The following is a 14,658-nucleotide window of genomic DNA, read 5'->3' on the forward strand; positions in this document are numbered from 1 at the left end:
CGCTTCGACTTTTGCAGCCGTCTTGCGGCAGATGGCCGGCCTCCATGCATTTGGCCGGCCGCAATCGGTAAAATTCTTTGCAGTTTGGGAGGTTCCATTGTATGCGGGCGCATGAGCACAAATTCGACCCGCACACCCCTTTCGCACATCCGCAATTTCTCGATCGTCGCCCATATCGACCACGGCAAGTCGACGCTGGCTGACCGACTGATCCAGTCGACCGGCGGTCTTGCCGCGCGCGAGATGTCCGAGCAGGTCCTCGACAGCATGGACATCGAGAAGGAGCGCGGCATCACCATCAAGGCGCAGACGGTGCGCCTGCACTACGTCGCCAACAACGGCGAGACCTATGTTCTCAACCTGATCGACACACCCGGCCACGTCGACTTCGCCTATGAAGTCTCGCGCTCGCTGTCGGCCTGCGAAGGTTCGCTGCTGGTCGTGGATGCGTCCCAGGGCGTCGAAGCCCAGACGCTTGCAAACGTCTACCAGGCGATCGACAACAACCACGAGATCGTCACCGTCCTCAACAAGATCGACCTGCCGGCCGCAGAACCCGAGCGGATCAAGGAACAGATCGAGGAAGTCATCGGCATCGATGCATCCGAAGCGGTGCTGATCTCGGCCAAGACCGGCCTCGGCATTCCCGACGTGCTCGAAGCGATCGTTCATCAGTTGCCGGCGCCAAAGAGCGAGGGCGGCGAGGAAGCGCCGCTGAAGGCGCTGCTCGTCGACAGCTGGTACGATACCTATCTCGGCGTCATCGTTCTCGTGCGCATTCTCGATGGCGTGCTCAAGAAGGGCCAGACGGTCCGCATGATGGGCACCGACGCCAAGTATCAGGTCGAGCGCGTCGGCGTCATCACGCCGAAGATGGTGACGGTCGATGCGCTGGGTCCCGGCGAGATCGGCTTCATCACGGCCAGCATCAAGGAAGTCGCCGATACCCGCGTCGGCGACACCATCACCGAGGACAAGCGCCCCACGGCTGAGGCGCTGCCAGGCTTTAAACCTGCCCAGCCGGTGGTCTTCTGCGGCCTCTTCCCGGTCGATGCCGCCGATTTCGAGGATCTGCGCGCCGCCATGGGCAAGCTGCGCCTGAACGACGCCTCGTTCTCCTTCGAAATGGAAAGCTCGGCCGCACTCGGTTTCGGTTTCCGCTGCGGCTTCCTCGGCCTCTTGCATCTGGAAATCATCCAGGAGCGCCTCGAGCGAGAATTCGATCTTGACCTGATCGCGACGGCGCCGTCGGTTGTCTACAAGCTCTACATGACCGACGGCACCGAGCGCGAACTGCACAATCCGGCCGATATGCCCGATGTCGTCAAGATCAAGGAAATCCACGAGCCCTGGATCCGCGCGACGATCCTGACGCCGGACGATTATCTCGGCGGCATCCTCAAGCTCTGCCAGGACCGGCGCGGCATCCAGGTGGAACTCACCTATGTCGGCACCCGGGCGATGCTGACCTACGACCTGCCGCTCAACGAAGTCGTGTTCGATTTCTACGACCGGCTTAAGTCGATCTCCAAGGGCTATGCCTCCTTCGACTACCACATCACCAGCCATCAGGAGGGCCATCTGGTGAAGATGTCGATCCTCGTCAACGGCGAGCCGGTCGATGCGCTGTCGATGATGGTGCACCGCATGGCCGCCGAAAAGCGCGGCCGCGAGATGTGCGAGAAGCTCAAGGAGCTTATCCCGAAGCACATGTTCAAGATCCCGATCCAGGCGGCCATCGGCGGCAACGTCATTGCCCGCGAAACCATCTCGGCGCTGCGCAAGGACGTCACCGCCAAGTGCTACGGCGGCGACGCCACCCGCAAGCGCAAGCTGCTCGACAAGCAGAAGGCCGGCAAGAAGCGCATGCGCCAGTTCGGCAAGGTCGAAATCCCGCAGGAAGCGTTCATCGCGGCGCTGAAGATGGGCGACGAGTAGGGCTTTTCTTCCATTGGACATGCGCATAAATTAGGTGCATGTCCAATGGAGTTGACGATGCCCCAGCCTCTCCGCAAGCCAGCCAATCTTTCTCTTGATAGTAATCTCGTTTCGCAAGCGCGCGATCTCAACATCAATCTGTCGCGTGCGGCGGAGGAAGGCATCGAACGTGCAGTCAGAAGCGAGCGCGAGCGTCTCTGGCGGATCGAGAATGCCGAGGCGATCCGGCAAGAGACTGAATATGTAGAGAAAAATGGCATGCCTTTGGCCAGGTATCGCCAGTTCTGATGGCAAGATTTCATGTTTACAGGTTGAAATCGGAGCCTGTTCTGGTCATCGATCTTGAGGCAAATATATTGAGTGAGCTGCCTTCTAGGATGATGGTGCCTCTCTAGCCGGTGCGGGACATGTCATGGTCTATTTCTCGGCTCAATCCGCGCGTCCAGATTAATGGGGAATTGTACGTCATGGCGACGCGACGCTGATTTGGTCACCGCGGCAACGGACTTTCTGTTCCAAGGCTTTTAAATGGCCTGCACAGGCCCTGCGGATGACAGCCCGATATCCCATGGCGACCTTACCTTCCCCGCAACTTGAACTCCCCATTTGTCTCCACTACACCTTTATAGGCGCATGGCCGGAGGAGGTCGTGCCTCGGAGCCAGGAAGGGTATCTGCAATGCACAAGTTCAAGATTCTGAAGGCCGCTAACGACCAGTTCCGCATCCAGTTCCTGTACAATACGGAAGTGATGGTCTGGTCGGAGACCTATGCGTCCAAGGCGAGCGCGAAGAACTGCATCGAATCGATCAAGAAGAACACGCCGGGTGCGGCGACGGTCGATGTCAGCAAGGACGAGGCCGGATCCGGCTATCGTTTCGAGATCGTCGCAGCCAAGGACGGCGAGCATTTCGTCCGCTTCAAGGCGTCCAATGGCGAGACCATGGTCCGCTCGGAGAACTACGCGTCCAAGGCCAGCGCCAAGAATTGCATCGAGTCCGTCAAGAAGAACGCCCCCGACGCACCGGTGGAAGACGAAACCGCCAGCGCTTGATGGCCTTGCCACCTCGCCACCCGGCGAGACGGCGCACCCCTCAAGGACTTCAAATCAGCCCCAGTGAACTCCCCGCCAGCCCGGCCGAGAAGCACAGGAGCAGGCTTGCCGCTATCCGGCGCAGCAGTGGCGGGAATTCGCCATTGGCCCGGCCGATCAGGGTCGCGCCGGAACTGAGCCAGAGGCAGGCGACAGTCAGAACGATCATCAGAAACAGTCCGAGCCATGGCAGCATGGCCTGGAGGCTGCCATGCGGCAGGAGAACGAGGCCGATGATCAGCGCTTTCGGGTTGAGCACGGTGGTGATGAAAACCTGGCGGAAGGTAACGAGCGGGGCCCCCATACCGGCAGGCGAGATCGTCCAGAGCCTGGCGGCAAGCAACAGCACCCAGATCGCCGAACAGAGCTTGATGGCCGAGGCGGCAATCGGATGGGCGGCGAGATAGGGTCCGGCGAAGGTCGCAAGCGGCACGATCGTCAGCAGATAGCCGGCGGCCTCTGCCGCGATGAGGTGAGCCGAGCGCCGGAAACCGGCAGAGCCGCCGGCGACCGCCAGCAACGTGTTGGTCGGGCCGGGGGTGAGAAGCAGAAGGAATACGGCGGCGATAAAGGCGGGTGCGGTCAAGATGATCTCCAGGTGCTGGACGGCACCTTATCGCCTGTCGGCATATCCGTCTTGATCTCGCTCAAGCCGCTGCTTGCTTTTCCGCAAATTCCTTCACCAGCCCCTCATAGGCCTCCATCGGTGGAAATGTCTCGTAGCTGTGCACCGCCGCCGTGGTCGCCCAAGGCAGTTTCTCGCTGGTGAAGGTCTCGATGAAGGGCGAGAACCAGCTTGCATCGTCCAGCATGGTCGGGCGCAGGTTGACGAACCAGTCCATGCCTTCGGGGCGGGTGAACATCCAGCTCATGCAGTGCGGGCAGAAATAATGGCGGGTGGCGCCGTGCAGGCCCCCGATCACCGGTTCGCCCTTCGTTACCTCGAAGCCCTCGGCCGGAATGGCGGCGCTCAGCGAATAGGCGCTGGACGACATTCTCTGGCAGCCGGTGCAGTGGCAGGCCATGGTAAGAAGCGCCGGCGCGCTGATCTTCAGCCGCACCTGGCCACAACGGCAGCCTCCCTCCAGGGGGAAATTCTGAATTTTCATGATGGGTCCTCCGCATTTTTGGATCAATCTAGCGGAGCGACTGCAGTCGTCAAACCCATCCTTGTCTTCGCGCGCGGCTCGGTGGAAATCGAAGCCCTTGGCTTGGATGCCGGTTTCAGTCGGAGCCGCAGGGCCAGCTGGAGGGCGTGGTCAACCCTGAAGGCAGCCTGGTCTTGTCGTCGCCGCAGGCAAGATCGACCTGCGCCTGTTCAAGGCCCGTGGAGGCGGAAAGATCGAGCCCTTCGATCCGCGTCAGGTACAGGAAGGCCTGGTCGAAGACGAGCGGTCCCTCGAATTTTGCGCCCGTGAGATCGGCGCGGGACAGATTGGCAAGCGAAAAGCGCGTCCCGGTCAGCACCGCGCCCTTGAAATGCGCCCGGCCGAGCTCAGCCTTCTCGAAGTTTGCGCCGGTCAGCTGGGCTCCGCTGAAATCGGCCCGCTGCAGTTCGGCGCTGGCAAAGGAAGCGCCGGTGGCGACAATGTTGACGAAGCTCGATCGGTAGGCTTCGACGCGGGAGAAATTGGCTTTTTCCGCCCTTGCGCCGGCCAGCCACGCACGCACCAGATGGGCCTTCTCCAGGTTCGCGGCGGTCAGGTTCGAGCCGCTGAGGTCTGTCATGGAAAAATCGGTACCGAAGAGGTTGGCGCCTTCCAGTTCGCTGGATGACAGCATCAGGCTTTTCTTCGTGCATTCGCTCCAATCCAGCCCCGGCGCCGGCAGGCTGCCGCAGTCGGATGCCACGGCCGGCTGCGCGAAAAAAAGCAAACCGGAAAGAAGGAGTGCCGATGCCAGCGGGGCGGGCCTAAGAACGGGCGGGATCGTCTTTCGCGCGATGCGCAGCCTCTTCCCGCCGGGTCTCTCAACAAACATGCCCATTCACCACTCCGAATTCTCCGTCCACGGGGCTGCCCGGATGCATGGTCTCAACCCGTTCTACACCGCTTGCGCGGCAAGACAAGACCATTGATTTGTCGGCCACTACTGGAAAATGGGGAGCCGAACGGCAATGTCAAACCGGCAGCTTGTCCTATGCGGATGCCGCCGCCAGTTTTCGCGCCTCGCTGCCATCCGTTTCGATGCTTCCGATCGTCCGCACCCAGGCCCGCGCCAGCGCGAGACCTGCCGCATCGGCCTGTTCGGCATGTCGCGCGGCATGCTCCGGGTAGCGCTCGAGCCAGTGCGGATCGATTCCCATGATCTGGTCCTTGAAAATCCGGTTCCAGTCCTCGACGACGCGTGTTCCCGCCTCGAAGTGAAACTGCATGCCATAGGCGGCGCGGCCGATACGGAAGGCCTGGTTGGCAACGGCCGGATTGGTGGCGAGACGAACGGCGCCCTCCGGCAGGGTGAACGTATCGGCGTGCCATTCGAAGATCGGAAACGAGGCGCCGGCCGCATTCAACACCGGATCGCCTGCACCCGCGGCTGTCAGGGCGATGTCGTGCCAGCCGAACTCGCAGGTCTGGCCAAGCAGGTTCTCCGCCCCGTGCGCCCGCGCCAGAAGCTGGCTGCCGAGACAGATGCCGAGCACGGCCTTGTCGGCATCGGCAAAGGCGCGCATCAGGCGGGCAAGCTGCGGCAGGTAGGGGTGGATGTGGTCGTCGACAGCGCTCTGCTCGCCGCCGAGCACCACCAGCGCGTCATGCGCATGGACATCGGCTGGCAGCGCCTCGCCGGTGAAAGGCCGCCTGAGGTCGATCTCTGCTCCCGCCTCGCCAAGCGCCACGCCCACCTGTCCAAGGTCGGAATGGATCATGTTTTCCACCACCAGAACCCGCATGTCGTCTCCGCTTCTCCCGCCGTTTCAACCAGATTGACCATGCCGCGCCTCGGCGTTCAAGAGGGTTTCGAGCGGATTTGGCGGCCTCTGTTGCCCCGGGAATGTCCTCAAGCCTTGACCTTTTGGCCTGAAAGTAGCATTGGACCGCCTTGGTCGCGTTCCAAGCAACGCAAGACAGCGGAAAAACCATGAGCAAAGCTACATCCTCTGCCCCCTCGCAGCGCATGCTGAGGGTCGGCGAACAGGTTCGCGCAGCCCTGACCCAGGTGCTGCAGCGTGGCGAGGTGCGCGATCCTCTGATCGAGAAGACGGTGATCTCGATTTCCGAAGTGCGCATGTCGCCGGATCTCAAGATCGCCACCGCCTTCGTGACGCCGCTCGGTATTGCCGATCACGCGGCGACCATCGAGGCGCTGAACCGCAACGCCAAATATATCCGCGGACGCCTAACGCCGCATCTGAGGCAGATGAAGTACATGCCGGAAGTCCGCTTCCGCGACGATACCAGCTTCGACAACTACAAGAAGATCGACGATCTGCTCAAATCGCCGGAAGTGGTGCGCGATCTGAAGGACGAAGACGGCCCGACCGATAAAGACGGGGCGTGATGGCAAGGCATATCACTCTGGATGAGCTGAACGGATGGACCTTCGAGCAGCGCCAGGCATTCTACCGCAGTGGCCTTGCCCGCTTCGACAATGCCGAGGCCGTTCGCCTGGTGGAAATGATGGTCGCCTCGGGCCTGCCCTTCCGCAGGGGCAAGGAGATCGCCCATGGCGATCCCGAGATGAAGGCGCTCGAGGCCATCGTTTATTCGCCCTATAATGAGAAGCTGCTGCTCGATGCAGCGGCCGCGGGCAAGCCGCCGCTCGGCGCCATCGAACCGTTGATCGTCGAGGAGCTCGGCGAGGATTACCGGGTCGACAATGGCGGCACGGTCGCGGCGGGATACCTGATCGCAAGGCGGCTCTACGCCCTGGGATTCGAAAAGGGCAACAGCCAGAAGATGCCGGACGGCAGCGTGGCAAAGACAGCCGCGACGTTTCGCAAAAAAAGAGCATAGAGAATGTCAAAACCTCGCAAACCCAAGGGCCGCCCGGTTTCCGGCTGGCTGATCCTCGACAAGCCGCTGGATTTCGGCTCGACCGAGGCCGTGTCCAAGATCAAGTGGCTGTTCAAGGCGCAGAAGGCGGGCCACGCCGGCACGCTCGATCCGCTTGCCTCCGGCATGCTGCCGATAGCGCTGGGTGACGCGACCAAGACGGTTCCCTATGTCATGGACGGCCGCAAGATCTATGAATTCGCCGTTGCCTGGGGTGAGGAGCGCTCGACCGATGATCTGGAGGGCGAAGTCGTCCAGTCGTCCGACGCTCGGCCTTCCGAGGAAGACATCCGCGCGCTGCTGCCGAAATATACCGGCGTCATCAACCAGATCCCGCCGCAGTTTTCCGCCATCAAGATTGACGGCAATCGCGCCTATGATCTGGCCCGTGAAGGCGAAACCGTCGACATTCCGGCCCGGGAAGTGGAAGTCTTCCGCCTGTCGCTGCTCGGCTGCACGCCGAATCTGGCGCATTTCGAGATCGAATGCGGCAAGGGGACCTATGTCCGGTCGCTGGCACGCGATTTCGGTCGCGATCTCGGCTGTTTCGGCCATATCGCGTCGCTGCGCCGCAGCTTCGTTGCCCCCTTTGCCGAAGAGGCGATGGTGCCGCTTGCCGAACTGGTGGCGCTGGAAAAGATCGAGAATGAGGACGAGCGGCTGGAAGCGCTCGATGCCTTCCTGATCGATACCGGCGAGGCGCTGTCCAACCTGCCGCATATTGCCATCACGGAGGATCAGGCGCACCGCCTGAAAATGGGCAATCCGATCATCCTGCGCGGCCGCGATGCGCCCATGGCCGAGCCGGAGGCCTATGCTACGTCGCGCGGCAAGCTGGTCGCCATCGGCGAGATCGGCGAGGGCGAATTCCGGCCAAAGCGGGTCTTCGCCACCGGTTGAGTTCAGCAGCAATTCCTTCGATTCATCGGGGTTGCCTTCCCGGGATCGCTGGCGCATGTTCGGTCTGGATTCGCGCCAGTCGCGGTCCGGAGGGCTGATCTGATGAGGGAAGCTTGAACTTCACACTGGAAAAACCGAGCGAGAAGAGCGCTTCCTGGCTGGCGTTGCTTCGCTCGCGGCTGAGACGCCCACTGTCGTTCTATCTGGCGGCGCTGCTGCTTGTCGCCATCGTTCCTTCCTTCGTTTTCTCGATGATCATCCTGAAACGCAGTACCGACGAGCAGGAGCGTGTGATTGCGGCGCTGCTCAAGGGAACGACGGGTGCGGTCACCCGCGTCGTCGAGCGCGAGATCGACAGCATGCTGACCACGCTCAAAGTGTTGTCGACCGCCACGCCGATGGACACCAGAAATCTGGGCCAGCTCTATGAGCGGGCGTCGTCGGCCCTTGCCGATACCGATACCTATTTGCTGGCCATCGACCGTGCCCACAACCAGCTTTTCAACACCCGTGTGCCCTTCGGCAGCGCGCTGGGCAAGGCGTCCGATCCCGCTTCGATCGACCTGGCGTTCCGCAACGGCGGTCCACTCATTTCGAACGTCTTTTTTGGCAGGACTGCGGGAAAATGGGTGTTCAACGTCTATCTGCCCGTCACCACGCCGCTCGGCAACAATGATTATCTGCTGACGTTGACCCGGAACGCCGAAAACATGTCGAAGGCGGTCAGCAGGGACGTTCTGTCGCCCGGCTGGAACGCCGCCCTGGTCGACAGCGCCGGCAATGTGATTGCCTCGTCAGATCCCACCGTGGCGGTCGGCAAGCCCTTCTTCATGAGTATCGTGCCGGCGTTGCGTGTCGGCGTAGGCGAGGCGACGCATGACGGCGTCGCCTACCGGACCGTCACCGAGTTTTCCGTCCTCACCGGCTGGAAGGTCATCGCCTGGGCGAGGAGTGCCGATGTCGATGCGCCAGCGCTCTGGTCCTATTTCTGGCTGTCGCTGGGCGGGGTTCTCTTTGCCGGCATTGCGATCGCCGGGTCGGCCACCATTGCCGGGCTGCTGACCCAGGGCGTCAAGGTATTGGCACGCGATGCGCATCTCCTTGGTGCAGGACGGCCGATCTCGCCGCGCACGCATATGATTTCCGAAATCGAGACGGTGTCGACCGCGCTGGCGGAGGCGGCTCAGGCCCGCCGGAAGGCGGAAAACGAAATCCGCTTCCTGATGCGCGAGGTGGCGCACCGGTCCAAGAACCAGTTGACGGTCATTCAATCGATGCTCAACCAGTCGCTCAACGCGGGCGAAAGCCGGGCGGACTTTGTTGAGGCGTTCCGCAAGCGGATTGCCGGCCTTGCCCGCTCGACAGATCTGATGATTGCCAACGCCACGCAGGGCGTCGATTTCCAGGAACTTGCGCAAAACCAGCTGCAGCCGTTCATTCCCGATGACCCGCAGCGTGTTCGTCTTTCTGGCCCGTCCGTGCGGCTTGACCCACAGGTTTCGCAGACGCTGGGCATGGCGCTGCATGAGCTTGCCACCAACGCCATGAAATATGGTGCGCTGGGCAACAGCAGGGGGACCGTCGACCTCACCTGGTCGCTCGCTGACGGGGCATTTCTGCTCGTCTGGAGAGAGGCGGGCGCGGACATCGATGCGGACAGCGTCGCCGCCACACGCAAGGGTTTCGGGACCATCGTGCTTGAGCGTATGCTTGCGATGGTGCTGGATGCAAAACTGGAGCGGATCATGCATGCCGACGGCATCGAATGGCGGATGACCATGCCTCAGGAGCGGTTGAATGCAAACCTGTCGGTACAATCCTGATTCGGTTATGCTGCGCGACAGCTGAGGCCAGTTGAAAGAGCACACATGCGTTGCAAGACGATCACCGCCGCCACCGTTGTTGGGGTTTTCGCCGCCGGGATGGCGTCGGCTTGCGGTGCCGAATGCGTGGTTGCCGACCCGACGGGCACGCCGCTCAATGTTCGCGCTCAGCCGAACGGGCAGATCCTGTCGACGCTCGACAATGGGCTTTCCGTCGAGGTGATCGCCGAAACGTGGACAGGCGGCAAGCGCTGGGTCGAGGTGGCTGCCAATGGCGAGACGCTCGGCTGGGTCTTTGGCAATTTCCTCGATTGCCCGGGAGGCGACGAGAAGCTGAAATCGGCGCCGATGCGTCCGCGCTCAGCGCCGCCATAGGCGCTCCGGAAGGGTGTCATCCGCCCTCTTTCTTTTTGATGCCGGATGGTTTATAGGCAGCGCCAGCATCAGGCCCGATCAAGTGGACTTTTGCCTTCATGGCCGCAGCTAGACGACATCCCGGCTGCTGGCGACCCGAAATCCTAAACATTGAAAGGATGACACGATGTCGATCACTGCAGAGCGCAAGGCTGCGCTCATCAAGGAATACGCAACTGCTGAAGGCGATACCGGTTCTCCGGAAGTCCAGGTTGCCATTCTCACCGAGCGGATCAACAACCTGACCGAACACTTCAAGGGTCACAAGAAGGACAACCACTCGCGTCGTGGCCTTCTGGCAATGGTCTCCAGCCGCCGTTCGCTTCTCGACTACGTCAAGGGCAAGGACGAAGCGCGCTACACCAAGCTGATCACCGCTCTCGGCATTCGCCGCTAAGCCTTACGCCGGCGGGACCCTTCGAAGGAAGGATGCCCGCCGGTTCTTTTTTGCGGGATTGATCCCGTCTTTGCGCTTCCGGGCGAGCCACGCTGGCTCTGCCGAAGCGGACGCTCCAGCAGACCGGATGGGCCGGCTCTGCGGAACCAACCGATGACCTGTCATGGGGCAGGATTGCAGGATGCTTCGGCGCTTGCTCGTTTCCCGGCGCCCGAAGCCAATTGGCTTTCAGGAGCGGAACGACCGCCGGCCAGATTTGGAAGCCTCCCGTTGTCTTGCCCGTGATGCGTCATTTTTTGCGGACCGCCCGCGCCAGTTAGGCAGCGGCGCGGACTTGCCGCACACGAAGGACAAAACATGTTCGATACTCACACGGTAGAAATTGAATGGGCAGGCCGCCCGCTCAAGCTCGAAACCGGCAAGATCGCCCGTCAGGCTGACGGCGCCGTGCTTGCCACCTATGGCGAAACGGTCGTTCTCGCCACCGTCGTTTCGGCCAAGGCGCCGAAGCCGGGCCAGGACTTCTTCCCGCTGACCGTCAACTACCAGGAAAAGACCTACGCCGCCGGCAAGATTCCGGGTGGCTATTTCAAGCGGGAAGGCCGTCCGTCGGAAAACGAAACCCTCGTTTCCCGCCTGATCGATCGCCCGATCCGCCCGCTCTTCCCGGAAGGCTACAAGAACGACACCCAGGTCGTCGTCACCGTCATCCAGCATGACCTCGAGAACAACCCCGACATCCTGTCCATGGTCGCCACCTCGGCAGCTCTGACGCTCTCCGGCGTTCCCTTCATGGGCCCGGTCGGTGGCGCTCGCGTCGGCTACATCAACGGCGAATACGTGCTCAATCCGCATCTCGACGAGATGGACGAGTCGGTCCTCGACCTCGTCGTCGCCGGCACCCAGGACGCCGTCCTGATGGTCGAATCGGAAGCCAAGGAACTGAACGAAGACGTCATGCTCGGCGCCGTCATGTTCGGCCACAAGGGCTTCCAGCCGGTCATCGACGCGATCATCAAGCTCGCCGAAGTGGCTGCCAAGGAGCCGCGCGACTTCCAGCCGGAAGATTATTCGGAACTCGAAGCCGAAATGCTCTCGCTCGCCGAAGCCGAACTGCGCGACGCCTACAAGAACACCCAGAAGGCTGAACGCTACGCCGCCGTCGACGCCGTCAAGGCCAAGGTGAAGGAGCATTTCTTGCCCGAAGGCGTTGAGCCGAAGTACACGGCCGAAGTCGTCGGTGCCGTCTTCAAGCACCTGCAGGCGAAGATCGTCCGCTGGAACATCCTCGACACCAAGAGCCGCATCGACGGCCGCGACCTGTCGACCGTTCGCCCGATCGTCTCGGAAGTCGGCATCCTGCCGCGCACGCACGGCTCGGCGCTGTTCACCCGCGGTGAAACACAGGCAATCGTCGTTGCCACGCTCGGTACCGGCGAAGACGAACAATACGTCGACAGCCTGACCGGCATGTACAAGGAACGCTTCCTGCTTCACTACAACTTCCCGCCCTATTCGGTCGGCGAAACCGGTCGCATGGGCTCCCCGGGCCGCCGCGAAATCGGTCACGGCAAGCTCGCCTGGCGCGCTATCCGCCCGATGCTGCCGAGCGCCGAGCAGTTCCCTTACACGCTGCGCGTCGTTTCCGAGATCACCGAGTCGAACGGCTCGTCCTCGATGGCAACCGTCTGCGGCACCTCGCTTGCGCTGATGGATGCCGGCGTTCCGCTGGCAAAGCCCGTTGCCGGTATCGCCATGGGCCTGATCCTCGAAGGTGAGCGCTTCGCAGTTCTCTCCGATATTCTCGGCGATGAAGACCACCTCGGCGACATGGACTTCAAGGTCGCAGGCACTGCCGACGGCATCACCTCGCTGCAGATGGACATCAAGATCGCGGGCATCACCGAAGAAATCATGAAGGTGGCGCTTGAACAAGCCCAGGGTGGCCGCAAGCACATCCTCGGCGAAATGGCCAATGCCATCACCGAAGGCCGCAGCCAGCTCGGCGAATTCGCACCGCGCATCGAAGTCATGAACATCCCGGTCGACAAGATCCGTGAAGTCATCGGTTCGGGCGGCAAGGTCATTCGCGAAATCGTCGAGAAGACCGGCGCCAAGATCAACATCGAAGACGACGGCACGATCAAGATCGCCTCTTCGTCGGCTAAGGAAATCGAAGCGGCCCGCAAGTGGATCCACTCGATCGTCGCGGAACCGGAAGTCGGCCAGATCTACGAAGGCACGGTCGTCAAGACCGCCGACTTCGGCGCCTTCGTCAACTTCTTCGGCCCGCGTGACGGCCTCGTGCACATCTCGCAGCTCGCTTCCGAGCGCGTTGCCAAGACCTCCGACGTGGTCAAGGAAGGCGACAAGGTCTGGGTCAAGCTGATGGGCTTCGACGAGCGCGGCAAGGTCCGCCTCTCGATGAAGGTCGTCGACCAGGCAACCGGCAAGGAAGTCGCCAAGGGCGAAGGCGAAGCTGCTGAATAAGCGCCGCGCTTGAAAAGACTGCCACGGGCGCGGAGCGGATCGTTCCGCGCCCTTTCTCGTTTATCCCCGCTAGAGCGCTGCGCTTTTCCGCGAGTCACGAAAACGCTCTATCTCTTGTTTTTACGCATTTCCGGGCGGAAAACCGTTTCACGCGTTGCCTGGAAATGCCGCCTGGGACGTTCCACCATGAGCCGCGACGCGCTGAAAACCCTTTTCCATCCCTTCGAGACCGGGGTCGTTCCCGCACCCGGCAAAGACGAGCGGGTGCTGTTCCTCGGTGCCGAGGCGGGCTACCGGCTACCGGCGGATTTTTCGGCGTCGATCGCCGCGGTGCAGCCTCTGCGCCCGCTCTATCGCGGCCTGGAAGCCTCAAGGGCGAGCGTGACGCCGCTCGTCGAGGGCGAGGATTATGATGCCGCGCTCATCCTCTGTGGCAAGCACAAGGGCGAGAACGAGGACCGGATTGCCGAAGCGCTGAAGCGCACCAAGATCGGCGGCCTGATCGTCGTCGCCGGCGGCAAGGAAGACGGCATCCAGTCGCTGCGCAAGCGCGTCGCCCAGCTTGGCTGGGGCGGCGACAGCCTGCCGAAATATCACGGCATCGCTTTCTGGTTCGGTCGTCCGGAAGCTGCGGATGATGTGATCGCCAAGTTTGCCAAGAAGCCGGTTCGGGTCGAAGGTCGTTTCGACGCGGCTCCGGGCATGTTCTCGCATGAGCGGATCGATGCCGGCTCGGAACTGCTGGCCTCGCGCCTTCCGGAGGATTTCAAGGGCCACGCCGCCGATTTCGGCGCCGGCTGGGGCTATCTTTCGGTGATGCTGGCCGAAAAATCACCTAGCTTGAAGGGCATCGATCTCTTCGAGGCTGATTATCACGCGCTGGAGGCCGCACGCGCCAACCTCAAGGCCAACGCGCCGAACGTCCCGACGCGCTTCTATTGGCAGGACCTCACCTTGGAGGAAACACGCGACAAGTACGACCTGATCGTCATGAACCCGCCGTTCCACGAGACCCAGGCCGCCGATCCGGCGCTCGGCGCAGCGATGATCAAGGCGGCGGCCAAGGCGCTGAAGGTCGGGGGACGGCTGATGCTGGTTGCCAATCGCGGCCTGCCCTACGAGCCGGTGATGGCCGAGACCTTCAAGGAATGGGGCGAGACCTGCCGCAACGCCCGCTTCAAGGTGCTCTGGGGCAAGCGCTGAGGCGTCGAGGGCGGCCCTCCCGCAGCGCCCCCGGGACTCACTTTTGCAGTTGCGTTCGCCCTGAATAAGGTACACCATTTCCTCGCCGCGCCCTTGCGCGTCCAAGCGGACGCGCGGCCCTCGATGGAGTAAACAATGGGATTTGGACCAGCCCGCCCGCCCATCACGGAAGACGTTGCGGAAGTGATTGCAAAGGATATCAAGAGCGGCGAAGGCAAGGAACCAACCTCCGAGGTGCCCCTGGCTTTCCAGACCGGCCGCCGGCCGGTCGATCCGGAAACCCTCGACCAGGCGCGCAAGCAGATGACGATGTTCGGCATCTTTGCGATCGCGGTCCTGGCGGTGTTGCTCGCCGTCTGGTGGGCCGCCTGAGGTTCTAGGCGCCCTCGATTTCCTTGCGTGCGCAGCT

Annotated in this window: 16 protein-coding genes and 1 pseudogene; 13 read left to right on the plus strand and 4 right to left on the minus strand. The window is 62.1% G+C overall.

The window, feature by feature from the left end; genetic code table 11:
* Nucleotides 1-111: 111 nt before the first annotated feature.
* From lepA to JNB71_RS24415, 4 genes and pseudogenes are all read left to right on the plus strand, one after another.
* Complete coding sequence (gene lepA / locus JNB71_RS07735; RefSeq protein WP_220371276.1) at nucleotides 112-1,938, plus strand: translation elongation factor 4; 1,827 nt, start codon at nucleotides 112-114, stop codon at nucleotides 1,936-1,938.
* A 57-nt stretch (nucleotides 1,939-1,995) separates the two neighbouring features.
* Nucleotides 1,996-2,226, plus strand: coding sequence for a type II toxin-antitoxin system CcdA family antitoxin (locus JNB71_RS07740; protein WP_220372206.1), 231 nt, complete (start codon nucleotides 1,996-1,998; stop codon nucleotides 2,224-2,226).
* Between the two features lie 390 nt (nucleotides 2,227-2,616).
* A pseudogene (locus tag JNB71_RS24410) lies at nucleotides 2,617-2,769 on the plus strand (YegP family protein); the annotation flags it as partial.
* A gap of 51 nt (nucleotides 2,770-2,820) precedes the next feature.
* Entirely contained in the window at nucleotides 2,821-2,991 is a 171-nt protein-coding gene (locus JNB71_RS24415; protein ID WP_346657261.1) for a YegP family protein, read from the plus strand.
* A gap of 49 nt (nucleotides 2,992-3,040) precedes the next feature.
* Here the strand turns inward: JNB71_RS24415 and JNB71_RS07750 are convergent, their stop codons facing one another.
* The 4 genes from JNB71_RS07750 to JNB71_RS07765 all read right to left on the minus strand — a co-directional run bounded on the left by JNB71_RS07750 (nucleotide 3,041) and on the right by JNB71_RS07765 (nucleotide 5,920).
* Nucleotides 3,041-3,616, minus strand: a complete 576-nt coding sequence (locus tag JNB71_RS07750) for a LysE family translocator (RefSeq protein ID WP_220371278.1) — start codon at nucleotides 3,614-3,616, stop codon at nucleotides 3,041-3,043.
* Nucleotides 3,617-3,677: 61 nt separating this feature from the next.
* On the minus strand, nucleotides 3,678-4,139 hold the full coding sequence (locus tag JNB71_RS07755) for a GFA family protein (protein WP_220371279.1): 462 nt from the start codon (nucleotides 4,137-4,139) through the stop codon (nucleotides 3,678-3,680).
* 115 nt (nucleotides 4,140-4,254) lie between these two features.
* On the minus strand, nucleotides 4,255-5,016 hold the full coding sequence (locus JNB71_RS07760; protein WP_223215803.1) for a pentapeptide repeat-containing protein: 762 nt from the start codon (nucleotides 5,014-5,016) through the stop codon (nucleotides 4,255-4,257).
* A gap of 151 nt (nucleotides 5,017-5,167) precedes the next feature.
* On the minus strand, nucleotides 5,168-5,920 hold the full coding sequence (locus JNB71_RS07765; protein ID WP_220371280.1) for a type 1 glutamine amidotransferase: 753 nt from the start codon (nucleotides 5,918-5,920) through the stop codon (nucleotides 5,168-5,170).
* A 188-nt stretch (nucleotides 5,921-6,108) separates the two neighbouring features.
* Between JNB71_RS07765 and rbfA the strand changes: the two genes are divergently transcribed.
* The 9 genes from rbfA to JNB71_RS07810 all read left to right on the plus strand — a co-directional run bounded on the left by rbfA (nucleotide 6,109) and on the right by JNB71_RS07810 (nucleotide 14,621).
* Nucleotides 6,109-6,528, plus strand: coding sequence for a 30S ribosome-binding factor RbfA (gene rbfA / locus JNB71_RS07770; RefSeq protein WP_220371281.1), 420 nt, complete (start codon nucleotides 6,109-6,111; stop codon nucleotides 6,526-6,528).
* Nucleotides 6,528-6,983 (plus strand): hypothetical protein, encoded by a 456-nt coding sequence (locus JNB71_RS07775; protein WP_220371282.1) that lies wholly within the window; start codon nucleotides 6,528-6,530, stop codon nucleotides 6,981-6,983. Before rbfA ends, JNB71_RS07775 begins: the two co-directional genes overlap by 1 nt.
* A 3-nt stretch (nucleotides 6,984-6,986) precedes the next feature.
* Nucleotides 6,987-7,922, plus strand: coding sequence for a tRNA pseudouridine(55) synthase TruB (truB, locus tag JNB71_RS07780; protein WP_220371283.1), 936 nt, complete (start codon nucleotides 6,987-6,989; stop codon nucleotides 7,920-7,922).
* 113 nt (nucleotides 7,923-8,035) lie between these two features.
* Nucleotides 8,036-9,745 (plus strand): sensor histidine kinase, encoded by a 1,710-nt coding sequence (locus tag JNB71_RS07785; RefSeq protein WP_220371284.1) that lies wholly within the window; start codon nucleotides 8,036-8,038, stop codon nucleotides 9,743-9,745.
* Between the two features lie 45 nt (nucleotides 9,746-9,790).
* Nucleotides 9,791-10,120, plus strand: coding sequence for an SH3 domain-containing protein (locus JNB71_RS07790; RefSeq protein ID WP_220371285.1), 330 nt, complete (start codon nucleotides 9,791-9,793; stop codon nucleotides 10,118-10,120).
* Between the two features lie 166 nt (nucleotides 10,121-10,286).
* Nucleotides 10,287-10,556: a 30S ribosomal protein S15 gene (gene rpsO / locus JNB71_RS07795; RefSeq protein WP_220371286.1), complete on the plus strand. Its 270-nt coding sequence runs from the start codon at nucleotides 10,287-10,289 to the stop codon at nucleotides 10,554-10,556.
* 357 nt (nucleotides 10,557-10,913) lie between these two features.
* Nucleotides 10,914-13,046: a polyribonucleotide nucleotidyltransferase gene (gene pnp / locus JNB71_RS07800; protein ID WP_220371287.1), complete on the plus strand. Its 2,133-nt coding sequence runs from the start codon at nucleotides 10,914-10,916 to the stop codon at nucleotides 13,044-13,046.
* A gap of 186 nt (nucleotides 13,047-13,232) precedes the next feature.
* On the plus strand, nucleotides 13,233-14,249 hold the full coding sequence (locus JNB71_RS07805; protein ID WP_220371288.1) for a class I SAM-dependent methyltransferase: 1,017 nt from the start codon (nucleotides 13,233-13,235) through the stop codon (nucleotides 14,247-14,249).
* A 135-nt stretch (nucleotides 14,250-14,384) separates the two neighbouring features.
* Nucleotides 14,385-14,621 carry a hypothetical protein gene (locus tag JNB71_RS07810; protein WP_112853444.1) on the plus strand — a complete coding sequence of 79 codons (237 nt, stop codon included), beginning with the start codon at nucleotides 14,385-14,387 and terminating at the stop codon, nucleotides 14,619-14,621.
* Nucleotides 14,622-14,658 lie beyond the last annotated feature (37 nt).

The sequence above is a fragment of the Rhizobium herbae genome (assembly GCF_019511375.1).
GTDB lineage: Bacteria > Pseudomonadota > Alphaproteobacteria > Rhizobiales > Rhizobiaceae > Pararhizobium > Pararhizobium herbae_A.

What these genes read in the sequence shown, in the direction of transcription:
- lepA (WP_220371276.1), top strand. Translation starts at nt 112, where the DNA reads ATGAGCACAAATTCGACCCGCACACCCCTTTCGCACATCCGCAATTTC.
- JNB71_RS07740 (WP_220372206.1), top strand. Translation starts at nt 1,996, where the DNA reads ATGCCCCAGCCTCTCCGCAAGCCAGCCAATCTTTCTCTTGATAGTAAT.
- JNB71_RS07755 (WP_220371279.1), bottom strand. Translation starts at nt 4,139, where the DNA reads ATGAAAATTCAGAATTTCCCCCTGGAGGGAGGCTGCCGTTGTGGCCAG.
- JNB71_RS07760 (WP_223215803.1), bottom strand. Translation starts at nt 5,016, where the DNA reads ATGGGCATGTTTGTTGAGAGACCCGGCGGGAAGAGGCTGCGCATCGCG.
- JNB71_RS07765 (WP_220371280.1), bottom strand. Translation starts at nt 5,920, where the DNA reads ATGCGGGTTCTGGTGGTGGAAAACATGATCCATTCCGACCTTGGACAG.
- rbfA (WP_220371281.1), top strand. Translation starts at nt 6,109, where the DNA reads ATGAGCAAAGCTACATCCTCTGCCCCCTCGCAGCGCATGCTGAGGGTC.
- JNB71_RS07775 (WP_220371282.1), top strand. Translation starts at nt 6,528, where the DNA reads ATGGCAAGGCATATCACTCTGGATGAGCTGAACGGATGGACCTTCGAG.
- truB (WP_220371283.1), top strand. Translation starts at nt 6,987, where the DNA reads ATGTCAAAACCTCGCAAACCCAAGGGCCGCCCGGTTTCCGGCTGGCTG.
- JNB71_RS07790 (WP_220371285.1), top strand. Translation starts at nt 9,791, where the DNA reads ATGCGTTGCAAGACGATCACCGCCGCCACCGTTGTTGGGGTTTTCGCC.
- rpsO (WP_220371286.1), top strand. Translation starts at nt 10,287, where the DNA reads ATGTCGATCACTGCAGAGCGCAAGGCTGCGCTCATCAAGGAATACGCA.
- pnp (WP_220371287.1), top strand. Translation starts at nt 10,914, where the DNA reads ATGTTCGATACTCACACGGTAGAAATTGAATGGGCAGGCCGCCCGCTC.
- JNB71_RS07805 (WP_220371288.1), top strand. Translation starts at nt 13,233, where the DNA reads ATGAGCCGCGACGCGCTGAAAACCCTTTTCCATCCCTTCGAGACCGGG.
- JNB71_RS07810 (WP_112853444.1), top strand. Translation starts at nt 14,385, where the DNA reads ATGGGATTTGGACCAGCCCGCCCGCCCATCACGGAAGACGTTGCGGAA.